Source organism: Streptomyces sp. LZ34 (assembly GCF_053890475.1).
The window spans coordinates 9,549,811-9,569,002 of sequence record NZ_CM132680.1 but is presented as its reverse complement, the minus strand read 5'-3'; the positions used below and the strand labels follow the sequence as shown (position 1 = coordinate 9,569,002).

At 68.7% G+C, this 19,192-nt stretch carries 32 protein-coding genes; 13 read left to right on the top strand and 19 right to left on the bottom strand.

Annotated features, from left to right (window positions below; genetic code table 11):
• Positions 1–69 precede the first annotated feature (69 nt).
• From ACWY4P_RS41160 to ACWY4P_RS41135, 6 genes are all read right to left on the bottom strand, one after another.
• Positions 70–1,041, bottom strand: coding sequence for a DMT family transporter (locus ACWY4P_RS41160; protein WP_456205829.1), 972 nt, complete (start codon positions 1,039–1,041; stop codon positions 70–72).
• Between the two features lie 68 nt (positions 1,042–1,109).
• A complete protein-coding gene (locus ACWY4P_RS41155; RefSeq protein ID WP_456213225.1) occupies positions 1,110–1,835 on the bottom strand; it encodes an ArsR/SmtB family transcription factor in 726 nt (241 codons plus the stop codon).
• 36 nt (positions 1,836–1,871) lie between these two features.
• Positions 1,872–2,744, bottom strand: coding sequence for a hypothetical protein (locus ACWY4P_RS41150; RefSeq protein WP_456205828.1), 873 nt, complete (start codon positions 2,742–2,744; stop codon positions 1,872–1,874).
• A 52-nt stretch (positions 2,745–2,796) separates the two neighbouring features.
• Positions 2,797–2,979: an AraC family transcriptional regulator gene (locus ACWY4P_RS41145; protein ID WP_456205827.1), complete on the bottom strand. Its 183-nt coding sequence runs from the start codon at positions 2,977–2,979 to the stop codon at positions 2,797–2,799.
• Positions 2,980–3,171: 192 nt separating this feature from the next.
• Positions 3,172–4,005, bottom strand: coding sequence for a YwqG family protein (locus ACWY4P_RS41140; protein WP_456205825.1), 834 nt, complete (start codon positions 4,003–4,005; stop codon positions 3,172–3,174).
• A 78-nt stretch (positions 4,006–4,083) separates the two neighbouring features.
• Complete coding sequence (locus ACWY4P_RS41135) at positions 4,084–5,187, bottom strand: leucine-rich repeat domain-containing protein (protein ID WP_456205823.1); 1,104 nt, start codon at positions 5,185–5,187, stop codon at positions 4,084–4,086.
• 218 nt (positions 5,188–5,405) lie between these two features.
• Here ACWY4P_RS41135 and ACWY4P_RS41130 point away from each other — a divergent pair, with 218 nt between their 5' ends.
• Positions 5,406–6,617: a TerD family protein gene (locus tag ACWY4P_RS41130; protein WP_456213224.1), complete on the top strand. Its 1,212-nt coding sequence runs from the start codon at positions 5,406–5,408 to the stop codon at positions 6,615–6,617.
• Between the two features lie 436 nt (positions 6,618–7,053).
• Positions 7,054–7,665, top strand: a complete 612-nt coding sequence (locus ACWY4P_RS41125) for a GntR family transcriptional regulator (RefSeq protein ID WP_456205822.1) — start codon at positions 7,054–7,056, stop codon at positions 7,663–7,665.
• Positions 7,666–7,829: 164 nt separating this feature from the next.
• Here ACWY4P_RS41125 and ACWY4P_RS41120 read toward each other — a convergent pair whose 3' ends face one another.
• Positions 7,830–8,216, bottom strand: a complete 387-nt coding sequence (locus ACWY4P_RS41120) for a hypothetical protein (RefSeq protein WP_456205821.1) — start codon at positions 8,214–8,216, stop codon at positions 7,830–7,832.
• 143 nt (positions 8,217–8,359) lie between these two features.
• On the opposite strand from ACWY4P_RS41120, the gene ACWY4P_RS41115 reads away from it, so the two are divergent.
• Positions 8,360–8,605: a GntR family transcriptional regulator gene (locus ACWY4P_RS41115; RefSeq protein ID WP_456205819.1), complete on the top strand. Its 246-nt coding sequence runs from the start codon at positions 8,360–8,362 to the stop codon at positions 8,603–8,605.
• Between the two features lie 62 nt (positions 8,606–8,667).
• Here ACWY4P_RS41115 and ACWY4P_RS41110 read toward each other — a convergent pair whose 3' ends face one another.
• Positions 8,668–8,844 (bottom strand): hypothetical protein, encoded by a 177-nt coding sequence (locus tag ACWY4P_RS41110; protein ID WP_456205818.1) that lies wholly within the window; start codon positions 8,842–8,844, stop codon positions 8,668–8,670.
• 126 nt (positions 8,845–8,970) lie between these two features.
• On the bottom strand, positions 8,971–9,165 hold the full coding sequence (locus ACWY4P_RS41105) for a hypothetical protein (protein ID WP_456205816.1): 195 nt from the start codon (positions 9,163–9,165) through the stop codon (positions 8,971–8,973).
• A gap of 114 nt (positions 9,166–9,279) precedes the next feature.
• Between ACWY4P_RS41105 and ACWY4P_RS41100 the strand changes: the two genes are divergently transcribed.
• Both ACWY4P_RS41100 and ACWY4P_RS41095 read left to right on the top strand, forming a co-directional pair.
• Positions 9,280–9,561: a sigma-70 family RNA polymerase sigma factor gene (locus ACWY4P_RS41100; RefSeq protein ID WP_456205815.1), complete on the top strand. Its 282-nt coding sequence runs from the start codon at positions 9,280–9,282 to the stop codon at positions 9,559–9,561.
• Between the two features lie 30 nt (positions 9,562–9,591).
• Positions 9,592–9,765: a hypothetical protein gene (locus tag ACWY4P_RS41095; protein ID WP_456205813.1), complete on the top strand. Its 174-nt coding sequence runs from the start codon at positions 9,592–9,594 to the stop codon at positions 9,763–9,765.
• A gap of 432 nt (positions 9,766–10,197) precedes the next feature.
• On the opposite strand, the gene ACWY4P_RS41090 is transcribed toward ACWY4P_RS41095, so the two are convergent.
• Both ACWY4P_RS41090 and ACWY4P_RS41085 read right to left on the bottom strand, forming a co-directional pair.
• Positions 10,198–10,428: a hypothetical protein gene (locus ACWY4P_RS41090; protein ID WP_456205812.1), complete on the bottom strand. Its 231-nt coding sequence runs from the start codon at positions 10,426–10,428 to the stop codon at positions 10,198–10,200.
• A complete protein-coding gene (locus tag ACWY4P_RS41085) occupies positions 10,425–10,610 on the bottom strand; it encodes a hypothetical protein (RefSeq protein WP_456205811.1) in 186 nt (61 codons plus the stop codon). Before ACWY4P_RS41085 ends, ACWY4P_RS41090 begins: the two co-directional genes overlap by 4 nt.
• A gap of 84 nt (positions 10,611–10,694) precedes the next feature.
• On the opposite strand from ACWY4P_RS41085, the gene ACWY4P_RS41080 reads away from it, so the two are divergent.
• Positions 10,695–10,919: a hypothetical protein gene (locus ACWY4P_RS41080; protein WP_456205810.1), complete on the top strand. Its 225-nt coding sequence runs from the start codon at positions 10,695–10,697 to the stop codon at positions 10,917–10,919.
• On the opposite strand, the gene ACWY4P_RS41075 is transcribed toward ACWY4P_RS41080, so the two are convergent.
• A complete protein-coding gene (locus tag ACWY4P_RS41075; protein WP_456205809.1) occupies positions 10,916–11,386 on the bottom strand; it encodes a DUF6233 domain-containing protein in 471 nt (156 codons plus the stop codon). The two genes, ACWY4P_RS41080 and ACWY4P_RS41075, sit on opposite strands and share 4 nt — an antisense overlap.
• A 105-nt stretch (positions 11,387–11,491) precedes the next feature.
• Between ACWY4P_RS41075 and ku the strand changes: the two genes are divergently transcribed.
• Together ku and ACWY4P_RS41065 are read left to right on the top strand one after the other, a co-directional pair.
• Positions 11,492–12,400 carry a non-homologous end joining protein Ku gene (gene ku / locus ACWY4P_RS41070; RefSeq protein WP_456205808.1) on the top strand — a complete coding sequence of 303 codons (909 nt, stop codon included), beginning with the start codon at positions 11,492–11,494 and terminating at the stop codon, positions 12,398–12,400.
• Between the two features lie 77 nt (positions 12,401–12,477).
• The gene (locus ACWY4P_RS41065) at positions 12,478–12,762 is read left to right on the top strand and encodes a hypothetical protein (RefSeq protein WP_456205806.1); all 285 of its coding nucleotides are present in this window, start codon (positions 12,478–12,480) and stop codon (positions 12,760–12,762) included.
• Between the two features lie 49 nt (positions 12,763–12,811).
• Here ACWY4P_RS41065 and ACWY4P_RS41060 read toward each other — a convergent pair whose 3' ends face one another.
• Both ACWY4P_RS41060 and ACWY4P_RS41055 read right to left on the bottom strand, forming a co-directional pair.
• Complete coding sequence (locus ACWY4P_RS41060) at positions 12,812–13,249, bottom strand: lamin tail domain-containing protein (protein WP_456205804.1); 438 nt, start codon at positions 13,247–13,249, stop codon at positions 12,812–12,814.
• Between the two features lie 334 nt (positions 13,250–13,583).
• Positions 13,584–13,901 (bottom strand): hypothetical protein, encoded by a 318-nt coding sequence (locus tag ACWY4P_RS41055; protein WP_456205803.1) that lies wholly within the window; start codon positions 13,899–13,901, stop codon positions 13,584–13,586.
• Positions 13,902–14,169: 268 nt separating this feature from the next.
• On the opposite strand from ACWY4P_RS41055, the gene ACWY4P_RS41050 reads away from it, so the two are divergent.
• From ACWY4P_RS41050 to ACWY4P_RS41030, 5 genes are all read left to right on the top strand, one after another.
• Positions 14,170–14,739, top strand: a complete 570-nt coding sequence (locus ACWY4P_RS41050; RefSeq protein WP_456205801.1) for a recombinase family protein — start codon at positions 14,170–14,172, stop codon at positions 14,737–14,739.
• Positions 14,736–15,284, top strand: a complete 549-nt coding sequence (locus ACWY4P_RS41045; RefSeq protein WP_456205799.1) for an endonuclease domain-containing protein — start codon at positions 14,736–14,738, stop codon at positions 15,282–15,284. Before ACWY4P_RS41050 ends, ACWY4P_RS41045 begins: the two co-directional genes overlap by 4 nt.
• Before the next feature lie 57 nt (positions 15,285–15,341).
• Positions 15,342–15,503, top strand: a complete 162-nt coding sequence (locus ACWY4P_RS41040; protein ID WP_456205797.1) for a hypothetical protein — start codon at positions 15,342–15,344, stop codon at positions 15,501–15,503.
• Between the two features lie 94 nt (positions 15,504–15,597).
• Entirely contained in the window at positions 15,598–15,849 is a 252-nt protein-coding gene (locus tag ACWY4P_RS41035) for a hypothetical protein (RefSeq protein WP_456205795.1), read from the top strand.
• A gap of 11 nt (positions 15,850–15,860) precedes the next feature.
• Positions 15,861–16,268 (top strand): hypothetical protein, encoded by a 408-nt coding sequence (locus ACWY4P_RS41030; protein WP_456205794.1) that lies wholly within the window; start codon positions 15,861–15,863, stop codon positions 16,266–16,268.
• 65 nt (positions 16,269–16,333) lie between these two features.
• Here ACWY4P_RS41030 and ACWY4P_RS41025 read toward each other — a convergent pair whose 3' ends face one another.
• The 5 genes from ACWY4P_RS41025 to ACWY4P_RS41005 form a co-directional block, all read right to left on the bottom strand.
• Positions 16,334–16,996: an HNH endonuclease family protein gene (locus tag ACWY4P_RS41025; RefSeq protein ID WP_456205792.1), complete on the bottom strand. Its 663-nt coding sequence runs from the start codon at positions 16,994–16,996 to the stop codon at positions 16,334–16,336.
• Between the two features lie 95 nt (positions 16,997–17,091).
• The gene (locus ACWY4P_RS41020; RefSeq protein ID WP_456205790.1) at positions 17,092–17,778 is read right to left on the bottom strand and encodes a collagen-like protein; all 687 of its coding nucleotides are present in this window, start codon (positions 17,776–17,778) and stop codon (positions 17,092–17,094) included.
• Complete coding sequence (locus tag ACWY4P_RS41015) at positions 17,775–18,041, bottom strand: hypothetical protein (protein WP_456205788.1); 267 nt, start codon at positions 18,039–18,041, stop codon at positions 17,775–17,777. The genes ACWY4P_RS41020 and ACWY4P_RS41015 overlap by 4 nt, the downstream gene beginning before the upstream one ends.
• A 34-nt stretch (positions 18,042–18,075) precedes the next feature.
• A complete protein-coding gene (locus ACWY4P_RS41010) occupies positions 18,076–18,327 on the bottom strand; it encodes a hypothetical protein (RefSeq protein ID WP_456205786.1) in 252 nt (83 codons plus the stop codon).
• A gap of 32 nt (positions 18,328–18,359) precedes the next feature.
• Entirely contained in the window at positions 18,360–19,166 is an 807-nt protein-coding gene (locus ACWY4P_RS41005) for a peptidoglycan-binding protein (protein WP_456205784.1), read from the bottom strand.
• Positions 19,167–19,192 lie beyond the last annotated feature (26 nt).

Below are 19,192 nucleotides of genomic sequence, written 5' to 3'. Positions count from 1 at the left end.
TTTGCGGTGGATATGAGACGACGACACGCCGACGTCATGGCGTGTCGCTGTCTCATATCCACCGCAAAGTCACTGCGCGTCGGCGGGGGCGGGCTCGGGCCCGGACTCGGCGGCCCGCGCGACGGGGGCAGGGGCAGCGGCGGACTCACGGGGCGCGCGAGGCCGGGAGCGGGACACAGCCACGCCGGTCAGGCACAGCGCGCCGCCGAGGAGGGTCAGCCAGGCGGGCACCTCGTCGAGGAACGCCCAGCTCAGCAGCACCACAATCGCCGGGACGGCGTAGGTCGTCGCGCCCAGCTTGCTGGCGGGCATGCGGGCGAGGGCGTAGGTCCAGGTGGTGAAGGCGAGGGCGGTCGGCACCACGCCGAGGTAGAGCATGTTGAGCGTCGCGGACGGCGGGGCCTTCGGCAGTTCGGTGGCCAGTTGCCCGGCGAAGGGGAGGCACGCCACCGTGCCGACCAGGCAGGCGTACGCCGTGACCTGGAGCGGAGTCCCGTACGAGAGTGCGGGCTTCTGGGCGACCACGCCGGTCGCGTACGCCATCGCCGCGAGAAGGCACAGCGCCACGCCGAGCACCGAGGTGCCGCCCTCGTGTCCGGACGAGGTCGACAGGCCGACCACCACCGCCCCGCCGAAGGACACCGCCATCCCGGCGAGCAGCCGCGGCGGCAGCGCCTCGCCGAGCAGGCGCGCCGCGAGCAGGGCCATCAGGATCGGGCCGACGTTCACCAGGAGAGCCGCCGTACCGGCGTCGACCAGGCGCTCACCCCAGTTCAACGCGACCATGTAACCGCCGAACCAGACCACGCCGGACACGAGGATGCCGCGCCAGGCGCCCCGGGGCGGCAGCCCCTCGCGGCGTATCGCCACCAGGACGATCAGCACCACCGAGGCGGCCAGTAGTCGGCCGAGCGCGAGCGCGCCCGGGGAATAGGCGGCGCCCGCGCTGCGGATGGAGACGAAGGCGGACGCCCAGGCGAGCACGGAGAAGGTGGCGGCGCCGGCCGTGAGGACGCCGGGAGAGGCGAGGCGGGAACTCATGCGGGCAGCCTAAGGTCTCCACATTTTGGTGTCCACCGAAATATTCGACTGTGAAAAGTTGCGGCGGATCACTGCCAGGCGTCGGGCGCGAGCCCCAGGAGGTCGCCGAAGGCCCGCTCCCCCGCGTCGGTCACCCGAAGCGCCCGCCCGCCCTCTTCCGGCCGCACCACCCATTCCCGGCGCAGCGCCAGGGCGCACAGCCGCGCACCGGCCACCCCGCCCAGATGGCGGCGGCGCTCGGTCCAGTCCAGGCACGAACTCGTGATCGGCCGGCGGCCCCGGTACTCCGACTCCAGGTCGACGCCCGCGCGGGCGCACCACTCCCGCCCCTCGTCGGTCAGCTCGAACACCCGGTCCGTGAGCAGCAGTCCGCGCTCGGCCATGGTGTCGGTGACCGCCATGCCGAGCCGCCCCGCGAAGTGGTCGTAGCAGGTCCGCGCGCGGGCCAGCGGGTCGGGCGCGGCGACGACCGGCACCGTGTACGGCGCGTCCCGGCCGGGGATGGCGTGTGAGGCGAGGGAGTCGACGAGGCGCGCGGTTTCCGCGTCGGCGATCCGTACGTACGTGTGGCGGCCCTGCCGTTCGGTCACGCAGATCCCGGCGTCCAGCAGGCGGGTCAGATGGCCGCTCGCGGTGGAGGGCGTGACCCCGGTGATCCGGGCCAGTTCACCGGCGCTCCACGCGCGTCCTTCGAGCAGGGCCATACAGATCGCGGCCCGGGTCTCGTCGGCCATGGCGCCGACGAGGGCGGCGAGGCGTGCGGCGGGCGGAGGAGAATCGGTCACGTCCCCCATCATGCCCCAACATTTCGGTGTGTGCCGAAGCTTCACCTAGAGACGGGGAGATCCTTCGAGTTCGGCCAAGGCAAGCTCAAAGACACGTTGCTCGTCCTCGGTCACCGGCACCTCCCCCCTCCCGTCCTCTATCGCGGCGTCCAGCCACTCGTGGATGATCACCTCGATGATGTCCGGCACACCCGTCCCCAACAGCATCTCGACCATTTGCCAGGCGTGCATCGTGACGGGAAACCTCGCCGCCCGGTGATGCGCCCTGGCTTCCTGCCATATCCTCCGCGCCGCCTCCGGGCCCTCGACCTGGGCCGCATCGTGCAGCAGACGGCACCAGCCGATGTCGATGCGGTCGAAACAGCCGCTGAACTCACCGCCCCAGGGATCAATTTCGGCGACCTCGCGGAACAACACGATCGCAGCGGCCCGCTCGCCGGCGGAGTAGAGCTCGTGCGCCTGCCCCAACTTCGCGTCCAGCCGACCCTGCGGCGTCGCCCCGTGCTTGGCCACATAGGCGTCCATTTCCGCGATGTAGTCGTTGAGCTCGGCTGCGCGGCTCCCTATGTGTTCGGCATACCGCCACAGCTCATAGGTCTCGTCCTCGTCGATGCCGTGGGCTTCGGCTTCCCGTAGCAGTGCGATGGACCGGTCGCTGTCCTCGTCCATCTGGTCGGGGTCCGCGCCGTCGTCCAGGGAGTCCAGCCAGCCGTACGCCCCGGCGAGCGCCAGGGCGCCTCGTACGTTCTCGTCCACGTCTGCGGTCGCCAGATATGCCTCCACGGCTGACGCGACATGGGACCAGTACGTCTCGTCGGTCAGCTCTCCGACAGGGGTGAAGAATGCGGTGAATTCGGACGGCAGCTTTCCGGAGGTGATCACGCTGGTGACACTGGCGGGAACCGGCGGCTGGTCCATGATTCTCCCTCAACGCGGTCGATCAACGAGAAAGCCAGTGTCTCCCAGTGCGCTACCAGGCCCGGACCGAGGCGCGCAGCCGCAGTGACCACTGGCGCAGGACGGGGCCGAGCGGGCTGCGCAGCAGCCTGTAAAGGATCTCGCTCTCGATACGGGCGGCGAGGGTGCGGATATCGTCAGGGGTTTCGAGGAGCCGGACCCAGCGGGTGACCGCGTCGACGAGTTCCGGTGTCATCGGCGCGGTGACCTGCCACGTGGCCGGACTATGGGCGCAACGTCATGGTCACTCTGTCCGGAGGCATACCCGCGGGATACGCGGAGTGGCGCCAGGACCCCTACAACGGGGACCCCGGTGACCGTGTGCGTGGTCAGGGGAACCGCCGAGAAGTGCACCGAAGCCCGGGTCACCTCGTGAGCCCATTGAGCCTCAGCAGCACTGCCAGGTGAACATGGCCCTCTCGAAGCGGCCCGCGGCCAGGTCATCGGGGCGGATCAGCCAGTACAGCGCGCCGCCGTCGCCCCACATCACGTCCGCGTCGTCGTCGGAGTCGAGTTGGGCGAGCAGCACCCAGCCCTCCGCCTCCTTCTCGATCCGCGGGTCCTCCCACGACAGGTCACCGCCGCCCAGCGCGCCATGGGCCACCACGATCTCCACGGCGGTCTGGACGCTTTGCGCATGGCCGCCGATCTGATGGGCGGCACCGCTCTGGTGGTTCCAGATCGCCCTCATGAACGCGTCCGGAAGCTCGTCCTCACCAAACGCGGCGGTCAGCGCGAGCGAGTCGAAGTCGGGCGCGCTGGGGCCGATGTGGACCGTCAGCGGCACCTCCGGAAACGGGGTGAGGCCCGCCGGTGCGGGCCGCTCAGGCGCGGTGGCGGACTCGGGCGGGAGGTGGAGGACGCGGGCACCGGGCCAGGTGTCCGGGTCGGCGGTGTCGACCAGGGCGTCGTCGTCCTCGTCGCCGTAATAGAAGAAGGCGAGCCGACCGTCCGCGGGCAGCGGTACGTCCAGCGCCTCCCTGGGCAGCGCGGCGCAGTCGACCGCCGCCACGAACGGCAGCGGTCCGTGCCCCTCCCACACCGGCCAGTCCGTTCCCTCGGGCAGCCGGGGCAGTCCGCCGAGCCGGCCGACGACCGGATCGGTCGGCTCGGCCTTCCGGAGGTGGGCGGCCGGGCGCAGCAGCGCGGTCCAGCGGTCGGCGAGGTCGGGGGGCAGGTGGGTGTGGGCCAGGGTGTGCAGCGCGTCAGGTGCGGTGGTCATACGGGCCATGATGGTGGGCGGGGCCGGCGGGAGGACGTACGGGGGTATGGCGGGCGCCGCCACCTCATTGATCGTTCCTCAGTTTCTCAGGACACGGCCCTCGTCCAGGTGAACGACGAGGCGTTCGTGCTCTTCCAGCCACCTTGGCATATGGCTGAACCGGTTGCCGGCCAGCCGGAGCGTGGTGAGGGCCGGTAGGTCACCCACCCACGCGGGCAGGTCGGTGAGTTCGTTGTCGCCCAGGTCAAGAGTGGTGAGCGCGGTGAGGTGGCCCATCGATGCCGGAAGTTCGGACAGCCGATTGCCGCGGAGGCTGAGACTCGTCAGCGCGGTGAGGTCGCCGAGGGTTTCGGGCAGCGTGGTGAGCCGGTTGAAGCCGAGATTGATTCCTGTCAGCTCGGCGAAACCCCCGACCCATGGGGGCAACTCGGTCAGTTCGTTGCGGTCCAGGTTCAGCCATCGGAGGGCGGTGAGCCTGCCCAGTTCCATGGGCAGCCGGGTGAGCCGGTTGCCGCCCAGCAGGAGATGGGTGAGGTTGGCCAGCTCTCCGAGCGATGCGGGCAGCTCGGCGAGGCGGTTGAAATCCAGGTTGAGTTCGGTGAGGGCGGTCAGGTTCCCGAGTGTTCCGGGGATCTCGGCGAGCCGGTTGCCGGAGAGATCGAGCTCGACGAGAGCGGTGAGATCGCCCCATGAGCTCGGCACGGTGGAGATGTGATTGCCGCTGACATCGAGGCTGGTGAGTTTTTTCAAGCCGCCGAGGAACTCGGGGAGCTCGGTGAGCTCGTTGCCACGAAGGTCGAGGTCGGTGAGTTCGGTCAGCTGCCGCACCCATGCGGGTATCCGCTCGAGCCGGTTTCCGTTCAGGACGAATTCGGTGAGCGCGCTGAGGTTGCCCAGCGATGCCGGGAGTTCCTCGAGCCGGTTGTCGCCGAGGGAGAGGTGGGTGAGACCCGTGAGGTCGCCCAGGAAATCGGGCACCTGCGTGAACGTGCCGTCGGTGAGGTCGAGCCGGGTCAGCGTGGTGGCCTCGGCCAGCGACACGGGGACGACGGGCAGCGACAGATGGCCGAGGTCCAGGGACGTGTCGCCGTCGTCGATCACCTGGGCGATGAGTTCCTCGGCCTCCTCCAGGGCGAACGCATCATCGTCGTCCATCTCGAACGGGTCGTCGTACTCGGACATGGGAGATCCCCCGGAACGGGCCGCTGTGACGGGAAGATCGAATTCTGCCGCGCCGAACCACGCGGCGCCACCCCGGGGCCAGGCCGCGACGGCACGGGCATCCGAACGTTTGATCGATCAGCATTGAGGCCTGCCCTCAAGGAGTGAGAGGCAGGCCAAGGAACCGTAAGTCAAGGAACCGTAAAGCGGGGACATTCGTTACCCCAGGCATGACCGCTATGACTCCCGGCTCGAACATCCCCCTGCCCGTCGCGCGCGTGGCGGTGGACGTCACCGCCCCGGTGCGGCTGGACGTGTCGGGCCTGCTGCTCACCGCCAACGGCAAGGTGCGCTCCGACGACGACTTCATCTTCTACAACCAGCCCGCCGGCCCCGGCGTGACCCACCGCCCCGGGGCCGGCGGGGCGGGTGACACGATCACCGTCGACACCTCCGCCGTGCCGGGCGACATCGAGAAGATCGTGGTGACCGCGAGCCTGGACGCGCCCGGTGCGACGTTCGCGGGCACCGAGCCGACGGCCACCGTGCGCGGCGCGGACGACGGGGCCGTGCTCGCGACGTTCACCCCGCCCCGGCTGGGCTCCGAGACCGCGCTTGTGATCGTCGAGGTGTACCGGCGCAATGGCGCGTGGAAGGTGCGCGCGGTCGGGCAGGGCTATGCGAACGGGCTGGCGGGTATCGCCACCGACTTCGGCGTGACGGTGGAGGAGCCCGCCGCGCCCGCGGCCCCCGCCCCCGCGGCCGTCCAGGCGCCGCCGCCCGCCGGCCCGCCCGCCGGTTTCCAGCCCCCGCCCATGCCCACCGCCCCGCCGCCCGCCGCCCCGGCCGCCGCCGCTCCGGCGCCCGCCACCGGGAAGATCAACCTCGACAAGGGCCGCGTCAATCTACAGAAGAACCAGACGGTCTCGCTGGTCAAGGGCGGTCGGCCGCTCCAGAGTTCGGTCAAGATGGGCCTGGGCTGGGAGCCCGCCTTCCGCAGCAAGGACATCGACCTCGACGCGTCCGTGATCGCCTTCGGCGTGGACCGCAAGAAGATCGACGCCTGCTTCTTCGGCAAGCTCTCGATTCTGAACGGCACGATCCAGCACTCCGGCGACAACCTCACCGGCGAGGGCGGTGGCGACGACGAGACGATCACGGTCCACCTCGGCGGGCTGCCGCCGGAGGTCACCGGCCTGGTCTTCACGGTCAACTCCTTCTCCGGCCAGAAGTTCACCGACGTCGCGAAGGCCTACTGCCGCCTGCTGGACGCGGGGACGGGCGAGGAGCTGGTCCGCTTCGACCTGACCCACTCCGAGCCGCGCACGGGCGTGATGATGGCCAAGTTCATCAAGCAGTTCTCGGGTGAGTGGGAGATGACCGCGATGGGCGAGTACGTGGACTCCCGCACGGTCCGCGGCATGGTCAAGCCCGCCGGCCGGGCGCTCTGAGTATCTGCAGGTCAGTCAAGTACGGGGGCGCCAGAGCGAGGCCTGCCAGTGCCGCAAGGCATCTGCGGGAGGTTTTGGCGCCCAACTTTCATGCGAGCGACGAACCTGCAACATCTCGTAGATAGTCGCAAATTCTCGGAGATCGATGGAGGCGTTTGTCTCCCGGATTTCCCATTCTCTCCCCACCCGCGCCCCAGTAAAGGGCCGACCTCGGGCCGCCCACTTGGGAGGTGGGTTCGGCAGCCCGAGGTCGGCTTGTTGCCCGCATAGGAGCGGCCAAGCCGCGCCCCAGGCGGGCGTCCACGGGGCGCCTCACGGCTGGACAGCGGCAAGTGATGCGGGCAATCACCAGACCGTGTAGCGCCCTTGATATATCAAGATTCGAATGCGTCCTTAGCGTTGCCACCCCGAAAGGATCACCAAGGGGTTGCGGGGCATGGCGGAGCGAGCGCTACATCGTCGCATCGCCGCCGATCTTGAACGCCGGATCTCCGAAGGGGACTGGCTCCCCGGCGAGCAGATCCCGTCCCGCGCCGCCCTCGCCGCGGAGTACGGCATCCATGAGCAGACGGTCCGCCTCGCCGTCACTCTTCTCCGCAAGGATGGCGTCCTCGAGGGGGAACAGCGGCAGCGCCTTTTCGTGGCTTACCCTCCGGCCGTGCGCGCACTCTCGAACCCGGATGGCGACTGGCCCCACGGCGGAGAGGTCATCGACGCCGGCACCTGCCGCGCCTGCCCCGATCTGGCGGGCCGCCTCGACGTCCCGGTCGGCGCGACCACGCGTTGGGAGATGCTGGAGTGCTGGGATCCGGGTGGCCGGTCGGCGCTGCTTGTCACCAGCTGGTGGCGTGGTCGGCGCCGTAAGCACACCTCTGCGGCCTTCGAGGTGGGCACTGTGCGGTTGGATGCCCGCCAGGCTCAGGCTTTGCGGCTGCCCATGGATACGGTGGCATTGCTCCTGCAGCGGACCCGTCTGGGCGCGGGCGGCCTGCCGGTCGAGGTAGCGGATTTGGTCCTCCCCGCGGATCGATGGCAGGTGCGGCTGTAGCCCTGCGCAGGGCCACTCAACAGGAGCGTTCATGCGGGTCGCTCCTGCGCTTGGCGGTTTAGTCAAGCGGGTGGGAGCGGCTCCGGGGAAGGGGTCTGCGCGCAGATATATGCATCGCCCATGAATCCGCCACGCTGCGTCCACGCATTGGCCAGAGGTTTTGCCTAGCAGGCAGGAGCACAAGCCCACAACTGGACACCGTTGACGGTGCCGAGGCACCGCGAGGCGTAGAGGCGCATGCCGCACAGGGCGCACTCGTAGCCGGCGCGCTGCTCGGCGGTGAGCCGGGCCGGGTCCGGGAGTTCGCGGATTTCGGCCCACACGTAGCCGTCCGCCACCTCGTGCCCACACCGGTCGGCGTCAGCGAGGGCGACGAGGAGGCTGTGCCGGGCGGCGTTGCTCAGCTTGTCGGGCAGATCGACCTCGATGCGGGTGCTCAGCCCGTCGGCACCGATCCGTGGTGTGCTGCCGGTGAGTGCGCCCAGTCGCGCCGCGATGGATTCGATCCTGGGGCTTCGGCTGTGGGCTGCCCCGACCGTAGGCTCGTGCACGTCTGCCTGCTTTCTCCAGGTGGTCCATGCCCCCGGGCCGGTCGCACGGCCGCGGGGGTGCAGATTCTGCCACGTAGCATGCCGTAGCACGCTTGGCATGCCATATCTCGCCTGATCAGGTGTGCCATGCCTAGCTTGGCGTGGTGATCGACTTTGAGCCTGATGTGCCGCGGTGGCGGCAGGTCGCCGACGTGCTGCGGAAGCGCATCGCCGACGGCACGTACCCGCCGCGGACCCGCGTGCCCTCTGTCCTGAAGATTCAGCAGGAGTTCGGGATCGCCGGGGCTACGGCGCAGAAGGTTCTGCGTGCGCTGCGGGCGGAGGGGCTCACCTACACGGAGCCGGGGCTTGGGAGTTTCGTCTCACCGTCGGCGAGCGGCGAACGGTAGCCTGATGTGGCGATGCCCCGGCTGCTTTCCTCAGCCGGGGCATCGCTGTATGCGGGTGGCGATCAGACGAAGCAGCCGTACTGGGGCTGGCCGCGGTCGGGCTTGCCGCAGTCGGGGCAGGTCTCGCCCTCGCGCGTCAGGCGGAAGTGGGAGCCGAGCCGGTAGACCACGGAGCTGATGCCGTGGTTCCCCGGGTCGACGTCGATCCGAACGCGCGGCTTGCCGTCGTGCCCGGTCAACGTGCGAGTGACGGTTCCGTGCCAGTGGCGACCTTCCCCAGTGAATGCGACGCGCTGGTCCGGCGCGGGAATTGGGCCAGTCGTGGGCGCGGCGTCGAACAGTGTTGGCTCGGTCATCGTGACTCCTCAGGCGCTTCGGCGGACGGTGATGGTCTGGTCGGCGTTGATGAACGCCTTGTCGGTGGCGCCAGGGTTGATGGTCACGTCACCGAACTCGTCTGCGGCCAGGGCACGGACGATGAAGTCACGGCGGGGGTCAGAGGTGATGACGTCGCCGACCTGGAGGTCGCGCGGGTGGATGCGGCGCTCGGTCGTGTTCACTTCGTCTCCCCTGTTCGCCGCTCTTGGTGATGACTCAAATTTAGTGGGTACCCATCAATTGCGTCAAGTGGGTACCCACTGGATTCTTTGACGGGTACCCACTAACCTGCCCTCATGGACAAGCCGCCCTCGCCGTTCGAGCAGCTCGCCGACCTCGTCGCCGGCGACGAGAGCATCGACCAGGCCGTCGCCCTCACGCAGGCCCTGACCGCCATCCCGGACCTGCAGAAGTGGCTCCGCGAACAGCGGCAACATGTAGTGAAGACGCTCCACGAACGGGACGGGGTCAGCTACACCGACATGGCGCCGCACCTCGGCGTCAAGCCCGAGCGGGTCAGCGGCATCGCGCGCGGACACAGCCGTTCGCCCCGCAAAAAGCCCGCCGACGAGGGCTGAATGTCCGACCCTGCCCGTAGCCTTGTTCGCATGCCTGAGACCCGTTTGCCCTCGGATGCCGCCGCTGCGGCGAATGAGGCGATCCGCCGGTTCATGGCGGCTCGCATCGGGCGCCCGCTGTGGCCGGCGGAGCGGGTGGAGTACGGGCGGCTGCTGGCCGCGTGGGTCGAGGCCCAGCGGGGCGGGCTGCCGGAGGCGGCTTAGAATCCGGCCGTGAGTGATATCGATAGATTAGTTGACCTGCAGAAAGCCTCCGACGCCGAGCACGCCAAGCTCAAGGGGGCTGGACGGCGAGGAGCATCGCGAGCAGTGGGAGCGGTGGCGCAAGGCAGCCGAGACCGTGCAGGCAGCGTTCACCGAAGCAGCGGGCGACGGCAATCGGTACGAAGTCGAGGCGAAGGTAAAGAAGGCCGCCCGGCACCCGGAGCCGTCCGAGGGCTGACGTGCCGCCGCCCCGCCGGATAGACGGGGCGGTCGCTCCGAGCAGCTGCGCAGCCCACGCAGTAATCGGATAGATGACTCAAGGGTATGTGGGGGTGCCGACAACGCCGAGGCGTGAAGCGGCCCCCGCCGACGGGGGATGCAGCGGGGGCCAGGTCCAGTGTGGCACGGGCGGGGAAACGGGGGGGCGCCATCTCAGGTCGCCGCCGCCTCGCCTTGCGCTTCGTCGGCCTTCAGTTGGATGTCGATGTGGGTCCACCCGAACCCCCTGCGAAGCGACCGCGTGGCCAACTTCTCGCGGAGCGCTTCGGCTTGTTCACGGGCGGGCGGCTTGCCCTCTTCATCGCTGACGGTCCGGCTGTAGTCGGCGATCTTCAGATGCCAGTTGCGGTTGCCTCGATAGGCGGCGACGCGATAAGCAGTCACGGCTGGTCTCCGCTGAGCAGGTCGGCGAGACCTTCCGGCTGGAGGGCGTAGCGGGCTGCGGTCTCATAGGCGGCCTGGGCCATCAGTTGAATCTGCTCCCTGCTTTCGCCCTCGGCGATCAGTTCGTCGAGCCTGCGAACGAGGCCGTCGCCGCTGCACTGTTTGAACCAGTCGGTCTGCATGGATGCTCTCCTGTCTAGTGGTGGCTTGCCACCATCATTCCGCACTCCTTTGACCGGTGGCAAGCCACCTGTCATGATTTCCGCATGGCCAGCGAAGAGGAACGCCGCCGACAGCACAGGCACCGCCACAAGCAGCGCGTCGTGCGCGGCATCCCCGACGAGCTGGTCTCAGACTTCGACGCCGCCACCCACGCCCAAGGCAGCGACCGCAGCAACATCACCCGACAGCTCTGGGAGTGGTACTGCCACCGCCCCGGCGCCGAACTACCCCAGCGGCCCGAACTGCCCGAGGCGCCGCCTCCGGGCTAGCGGCGGAGTGCCCGATCGGGTCGACAAACGTCGCACCACGCGATGGCCCGGCGGGCGAGCCGGTCGATGGCATCTTCGGTGGTGATGCGCTCGTGGGAGTCGCGGGCCTGCCAGCAGTCGCGGCGGTGAAGGCGGCGGGAAGGCGCATCCTCGGTGTACTCGCGGAGCTTCTCCACAACCCACTGCCGCCCGGCGATCGCCCCGTCCGTCGGAACAGTGGAGTAGTCCTCGCCGGGGATGGGGGTGATGTCGTCGGCGGGGACGCTGATCGGGGTGGGCGCCCCGGTGACCTGAGTGCGGCCGTCGGCGTGCTCGTAGCGGGCGGGGAGGATCGCCTCGCACTCGGCCCACCACTGGCCGTCCTTGGTGCGGGTCCACTTGGTGAGGATGACGTCGAGCTCCTGGCCATCCGGGAGCACGGCGCGGGCCCACGGTCCGGCCTTCGCTCGCCACTCCTCCGCATCCACAATTCGGATTCTAGTTCGAATATCGAATGAGGGCTGACCAGGGTGTTCCGCCCATGCTTGCCCTAGGCTGGAGCCGACCCCAGGGGGGCACCTGGGAGGTACGTCATGCCGCGTCCACTGTGGGGTGGTGCCGTGAGCTTCGGCCTCGTAACCATCCCGGTCAAGGTTCTGCCTGCTACGGAAGACCACTCGATCTCATTCCGGCAGATCCACACCGCGGACGGCGGCCGGATCCGCTACCGGAAGGTCTGCGAGCTCGAGGACCGAGAACTCGACCCGGAAGAGATCATCCGCGCCTACGAGGCGTCGAAAGACCAGCTCATCCCCATCAGCGACCAGGAGCTCGACGACCTCCCCCTGCCCACAGCGAAGGCCATCGACGTCGCAGCATTCGTCGAGGCAGAGCGGCTCGACCCCATCCGCTTCAGCCGCCCCTACTATCTGCAGGCCGACGGCGCCGTCGCCGCCAAGCCCTACATCCTGCTCCGGGAAGCACTCCAGCGCAGCGACAAGGTGGCGGTCGCCAAGTTCGCGTGGCACAACCGCGAACGGCTCGGCGCACTCAGGGTCGTGGGTGACGCCATCGTCCTCCAGGTCCTCCACTGGGACGACGAGATCCGCTCGGCCGAAGGACTTGCGCCCCGCGGCGTGGAGCTGTCTGACGCCGAGGTCGACGAGGCGATGGAGCTGATGGAAGCCATCGGCAGCACGGACATCAGCCAGTACCGCGACGGGTACCGGGAAGCCGTGGAGGCGGTCATCCAAGCCAAGGCTGAGGGCATCGAGCCGGCCAAGGTGGAGGCGCCGGCCGAACCGGAAGGGCGCGTCGTCGACCTGATGGCCGCTCTCCGTGACAGCGTGCGGGCCGCCCGCGAATCCCGCGGCGAAGAAGTCGGCGAGGGCGAGGTGCGGGAGATGCCCGCGAAGAAGACCGCAGGCAAGAAGACGGGCGGGAAGAAGACCGCCAAGAAGGCTCCGGCGAAGAAGACTGCGCGGAAGCGGTCGGCGTCCTGAGCCCATCCTGCGTCACTCGTCGATGGCTGGGCACACGAGGATGAGCCCGAGGGGGGAATCTCCCGAAGGAGCCCATCGTGATCAAGAAGCTGCACGACATGGGGCTGCGCAGCGAGCACGCCTACACCGCCGCCGTCGCCTCCATCGGCCTGTCCGTGCTGACCTGGACCGCGTCTCTCCGTGCCGAGCCCGGCAGGGGCCTCGACCGCGCAGACCGGTGGGGCATCTTCGTTGGCGAATGGGCGCCCACGCTCTTCGGCCTCGGCGTGGCCCTCTCCCACTACGAGCAGGAAGAAGGCTCGCTGCTGGGCAAGGCCCACGCCGACGGAGAGCGGCAACGGCAAAGAGTAGGCACCGCATAGCACGACGCCCCACCGTAGAGGTGGGGCGCCGCGCCATCAGCTCGTTCAGCTAGCACATCTTGTAGTCGGCTCGGGTGGAGTTGTACGAGCAGGAGTCCCGGAAGGCGCCGGACGCCGTCCTCAACGTCACGGTGTCCTTGTCGTTGTTCCACACGTAGGACCCGCGCCCCCAGTACACGTGCCCCGCGCTCTGGGCGCCCTTCCCGGTGTGGATTTTCACCGTCTTCCCCGCGCTGATCTTGTACGAGGGGAACGTGTACGTGTAGCCGGTGGCGTCGCGGACCGTGTAGCCCTTGAGCTGCACGGCGCTGCCCGTCGAGTTCTTGATCTGCGCGTACTCGGCGTTGAGGCTGCTGTTGGAGCGGGTGTCGCTGCCAGGGCTGTCGTAATACACCTTGTACAGGTAGATGGAGCCGGCCGCTTGAGCCTGGGTGGGCAGCAGGGCGACGGTAGAAGCGGCTGCCGCAACGACGGCGGCAGCGAGCATGCGGGTACGAAGCAAGAGTCGTCCTCGTGAATCGTGCCGGGCACCCCCCTTGGTCCCGGCGAGGACGATCACACTACGGGCGGAACGACTGGCACCGGTCGCCGTTACCGATCCGGGACCGAAGGTACGAGCCGTTCGAAAGTGCCGGGCGACAGAACGCCCCACCCTGTCGCAGCACAGGGTGGGGCACAAGGAGGGGCCAGCAACTCCGCCTGGGGAGCAGGAGACTCGACCACCCACCCATAGCGTGCACCCCGGGGTCGGCACAGGGAAGGGGTCGGACGCCGATCCTCCGGAACGCGCGGCCTGACAGGCGCCCCCTTGACCGCACTCATCAGGGCTGGAACTTGTCGGCCGCAGCGTTGGCGATCCACACGAGCGCATGCAGCTTGTCGTGCTGCTCCTCCGAGATAGCCCCAGCGTCCCGAGCTGAGTCGAGCACCCGCCCCACCATTTCCATAGCGATGCGTAGGGAGGCTGCTGTCGTAGGGTTCGTCAGCGTCTCCCCGTGATGCATGTACAGCGCCTGCCATGTCGCGATCGCATCCACGATGCGTTCGTCGCGTTCGTCGTGTGGCTGACCCTGGGGCGTCGCGCCCTTCCGCGGCGTCTGGAACAGGTGGATCACATTGTCGGGCTCGTCGTCGCTCATGCCGCCGCAGTGTGCATCGGGCAGCGAGGACCGCGCCAGGTGTAGCGCTGCACGACGTTCCCGGGCCGGGCCCCCGACGGCCGGCGCAGCGATGCGGTGAGCGGCGAACCTTCGGGCTGACTAGCGCATAACGTCGACGGAAGTGCGTGTTCGCAAACGAACGTCTGTGAGTCACTGGCCGCCAACGCGCCCATCCTGCGGGAACGTTGTTACATAACCCGTGTCCGCATCTATGTAACGCTCCCCCTCCTTTCCGATACACTGGGGTATGCGAATCGGCTACGGACGTGTCTCAACCACCGATCAACATCCCGAAGCTCAGCGCGACGCCCTTGAAGCCGCTGACTGCGACCAGATCTTCATCGACAAGCTGAGCGGCAAACTCGCCTCACGCCCCGAACTCGACAAGGCGCTCGTCGCCCTCCGTGAAGGTGACCACCTCGTCATCACCAAGCTGGACCGGCTCGGCCGTTCCCTACGCAACCTCATGGACCTCTCCGACCTGTTCCGAGAGCGAGGCGTCGCCCTCGAAGTGCTGGATCAGGGCATCGACACCAGCACGCCGGTCGGCGAGATGTTCTTCCACATCCTCGGCGCCATCGCCCAGTTCGAGCACTCCCTCATGGTCGAGCGCACCAAGCAGGGCCTCGAAGCCGCTCGCGCCCGCGGCCGGACCGGCGGTCAGAAGCCAAAACTCAAGGCCCGCCAGATCAAGCTCGCCCAGGAGATGTACGACGAGCTCGGCGGCGACGGGAAGCGCAGGTACACCGTCCAGCAGATCGCCGACGAGTTCGGCGTCAGCCGACCGACCATCTACCGCCACTTGGAGCGCGCATGACCTCGCGTCCCGGCTCGGCCAGCCTGGAGAGGGCCCGCGAAGAGGTGCAGCGCCGCGACGCAGTCGAGCGTGAATGGCTGGGCGCGACGGCGCAGGGGCGCCCCACCTTTGCCGAGGCAGAGCTCCTTGACCGTCAGGGGATCCCGTCCTGCCACGTCTGGCAGGTCCCCAGCCGGGAGGTGCCGCGCCACCTGTCCGCCGCGAGCGCCCTCCGTCGGTGGCAGGCCGGCGCGTGCGCCATGTGCAGCGCACGGCCTGAACGCCTACTCGTCGACCACTGCCACCGAACTGGACTCATCCGCGGCCTGCTGTGCACCAGCTGCAACACCGCCGAGGGCTTGCAGAGTGCGCCGTCGTTCGTCGCCTACCGAGAGCGGCCGCCAGCCGTGATCCTCGGGGTCGAGGAGATGTACGGCTCTCCCTGGGGCGAGGTGATCGCTCCGTCCGATGCGTCACCCGAGGAAAAGGCCGAGCGCAACGCCGCACACGTGGACGCAGCCGAGGCCGTGTTCGCGGGGATCGTGCCAAAGTTCCGCAACGAATAGCCCCCGCCCGCCTGCCGCGTGTGGGTCCGCCGCACCACCAACACAGAGGAGTAACGCATGACGAAGGACCACGAGTACGACGAGCGCAACTTTGAGTACGCCCTGCGCGGCGACATATACGGCGGCGACCCGAGCCACGCGCACCTGTGGACGTGGACGGACGACGACGGCAACGGGCACATGGGCTACGTGTGCGACTGCGGCGCGTACCGGCCCTGACCATGCCGAAGTCCAGCCCGACAGCCACGAGGACTGATGCCTCCCCCGCCTGCCGTGTGGGGGTTCGCCGCACGACCAACGCAGAGGAGAGACCGTGAACTTCCTGACACATCAGACTGTGGCCAACGGGAATCGACTCCCGGACGGCCCGCACTTCAAGCACTGCTACATCTACGAGGGGCAGCACTGCTCCTGCGGCGGCAGCTATCAGGGGGCGAACCCCGGCCCGGCGATCGACCCGACAGCCATCGTGGCCGCCCACGCCGCCAGCACCATCGACACCGGGCTCGACAACCTGTTCCGCCGCCTCGGGCCCCCGCCCGCCGACCACACCACCGAGCAGTGAGGACACCGACCATGAGTGCTGCCATTCTTTCCGAGGCCGAGGCCATGGAACGCCAGGCCCGTGAAATGCTCTCCGTCCTGCACCACTGCACTACCTGGGACGAGCGCATGCGCGCCGAGGACCGGATCGAGGAACTACGCGAGGGCGCCGCCAGTATCAAGACCCGGATTCAGTCCAGTCGCGAACACATCCGGAACTACTACGGCCTCGACCTGAAGGTGGGGTTGGGCATCAAGCACCACGGACGCCCCGGAGTGATCGTGGGCTTCGCTGGCCAGTACGTTGAGGTGCGACTGGACGGCGACGACCACACAACGACGTGCCACGCCACCTCGGAGATGGAGTATCCGCAGGGAACCCGCATTGGCCCCGAGCCTGACGAGCGGTTCGCTCACCTCGTTGAGGTTCACACCGTCTGACCGGCCGCGCCACGGTGCCCCCGCCTGAGGAAAGCAGGCGGGGGCGTCGTCGTCAGGGTAGCCGGTCAGCGGGCGAGAACCACCGCCAGCTCCTCGTCCGGACATCCGTCCGCCAGCTGCTCCAGGGCCGCCGCCTCGCCCGGGTCGACGGTCAGTCCCCAGCGGGTTTTGACCGCCACCCACTCCCCCACATATCGGCACACGGCACCAGCATCCGACGGCAGCCACTCGGCCGGGTCCTGGTCGGCCTTCTGCCTGTTCTCCCGCGCCGTGACCGCCACCAGCGAACGCTCGTCACCCAAGTCGTTGGCGTAGTCCTGCCGCTCGGCGGCCGACCAGCCCGAGGCCCCGGAGTCCCAGGCTTCGGCGAGCGGAACCATGTGGTCGATGTCGAGGGAGCGGGCCACCGTCTGGTCGGCGTCGTCGTAATAGCTATGCCACTGGCCGCCGGAGATGCTGCACCCCGAGCCCACCGTTGGCGGCACGGTCGCCTCGGCGATCAGAACCTCGGCCCTCGTGTTGCACTGATCGCCATCCGCGTCCACCCAGTGCCGGAACTTGGTGCGCTCGTATCCGGTGCGGTCCTCGTCCGCGATAGGCAGGTCCGCGACTGCCTGCCGCAGCGTCGTCGTCACCGTGTCGCCCGGATCCGCTGTTGCGGACGGCGCCGAGCCGGCCAGAGCCGCCGCCGCCGCGATACCGACCGCCAGGGTCTTCAGCTTTCCCATGCCGCTCCTTCGTAGGGGTCGGCACAGTCGTATCGGGGGCGACGTGATCGGCGGTCGAGAACGGCAGGAAGGTCACTCAAGAGTGGGACCCGAAGCTACGGGTACTCGCGGCGCGGGTCCAAGCCCAGAGACAGCAGGCCAGACGGCGACGACGGTGAGGGATCGGGCGCGCCGTCCCGGCGGCAGACGAGAGCGTCCGGATCCCAAGACGGCGCCTGCAGCGAGTACCCGTCCGGGCAGGCCGGGCCAGCCGGACCGCGTTCACCCTGCGGTCCCTGCTCGCCGGGATCCCCTTTCTCGCCCTTCTCTCCCGGGTCGCCCTTGTCGCCTTTCTCGCCGGGGGCGCCGTCCTGGCCGTCAGCTCCGGACGCCCCGTCTTTTCCGGGGGTGCCCGCAGCACCGTCCTGACCGGGCTTGCCCGTTTCGCCGTTGCTTGCATTGCGGCCGGGTGTACCCGGATCGCCTTTGTCGCCCTTCGGTCCGGGGATAGGCACCGGCACCTCTGTGCGCGATGGCAGATCCTCCACCGCTTTCGTCGGGTCTGGTGCGACTGGTGTTTTGCCTTCGGCCTTGAGCTGTGCCCGTAGTTGCCGCACGTCGGTGGCAAGAGTGCTGACCGCATTCCCGCGCAGGTCCGCCTCGGTCGCGAGCTGATCGCCACGGTTCGACTCGTGCTCGATCTGCAGGAACGCGAGCGCGATCGCGCCGCCGAGGAACAGCAGGGCAGCCACGATCCACAGGAGGTGCCGGCGGCGGTACAGCATGCGCTCGGTTCGGGTCACGTCTGCCCCCCGAGCTGTGTCACCAGCGCCTTGAGGCGGGCCACCTCGGCCCGTTCGGCCGCCAGCTCGGCGCGGGCCGTCGCCAGGTCGGTGCGTAGTTCCTTACGTTCCTCCTGGAGCTGGTCCGTGAGGTTGTTGTAGCCGCCGATGACTCCGCCCTCCCGGGCTGCCCGGTTCGCGCCCTTGGTGCCGTACATGGCGGCCACCGCGGCCACAGGCGAGGCTGCTAGCGCGGCTATCGCCGTGACCATGGCGGCGTCCATGCGTCGCCCTCCGGGTCGCGCAACGTGGGCAGGATCAGACGCCGGGGGCGGTCGACGCGGAGTTCTTGTCGCCGACGACGCGGGCGACGAGGCCCTTGAGGAGGCTGCCGGCGGCGGCTATCCCGGCGGTGCCGACGCCCTGCCAGAACGACACGTTGAGCATGTCAGCGGGGCCGGCGGCCAGGGCGACGCCGCCAGAGGCGGTGAGGAACGTCCAGATGACGCGTTCGCTCAGGTCCTTGGCGTAGGTCTGGGCGGTCTTGGTGAGGCTGGTGATGTTGGACATGGGCGGGTTCCTTACCTTGAGGAGAGGATGGATCAGACGTTGGGGACGTGGAGTTTGTCCCAGCTGGTTTTGCCGGGGATGCCGTCGGCTGCGGATCCGGTGTAGCCGAGCTTGCCTTGCCACGCCGCGTAGGAGCGTTCGTCTCCGGATCCCCACACGTCGGCGTTCTGGCTGCTCTGGTAGCGGTTGCATCCGACGGCGATGAGCCGCTTGTGCATCGCGGCGATGATCGGCGACCGGCGGCCGGCCCGGAAGAAGTCGGCGCCGGGGAATGGCTCGTACTTCGGCTTGCTGGGTGAGGGGGCTGGAGTGCTGTCGCCGCCGCTGCTTGTTCCGCCGGGCCGTGGGGCGCCCTTCTTCACCCAGTTGTAGAGGGGTTCGCCAGGGCACGCGGTGGCGTACCCGTCGCGGTGCCCCTTGATCTCGGTTCCGGCGCCGTGCTTGCGGAGCACGTCGATGCCGTCGCGGATCGCCGACAGCATGGCGTCGGGGGGCTCGGTCAGGCCGCTGGAGCCGACGAGTCCGACGATCGCGTAGTGCGCCTGGTTGAGGGACTGGTTGCCGTTGGCTCCGGTGCGTTTGCCGATACCGCGTCCCTCGAGCAGGAACCCGTGCGGGCAGGCGCCGTAGTTGTAGGCGATATCGCTGTAGTTCTCGACCTTGTTGGCGAGGTGGCTCTTACGGATTGCCTGCCATTCGGCGATGCACGCGTTGTGATCGACGAGCAGCCTGGTGGATACCGGGGTGCCTTCGTAGTGGACCTTGACGCCCTTGGTGGTCGCTTGGTTGGGGGCGGCGGATGCGGGCCAGCCGAGTTGGGCTCTGGTGACGAGCTTCATGCGGGTCTCCCTAACACGGGTCTCCT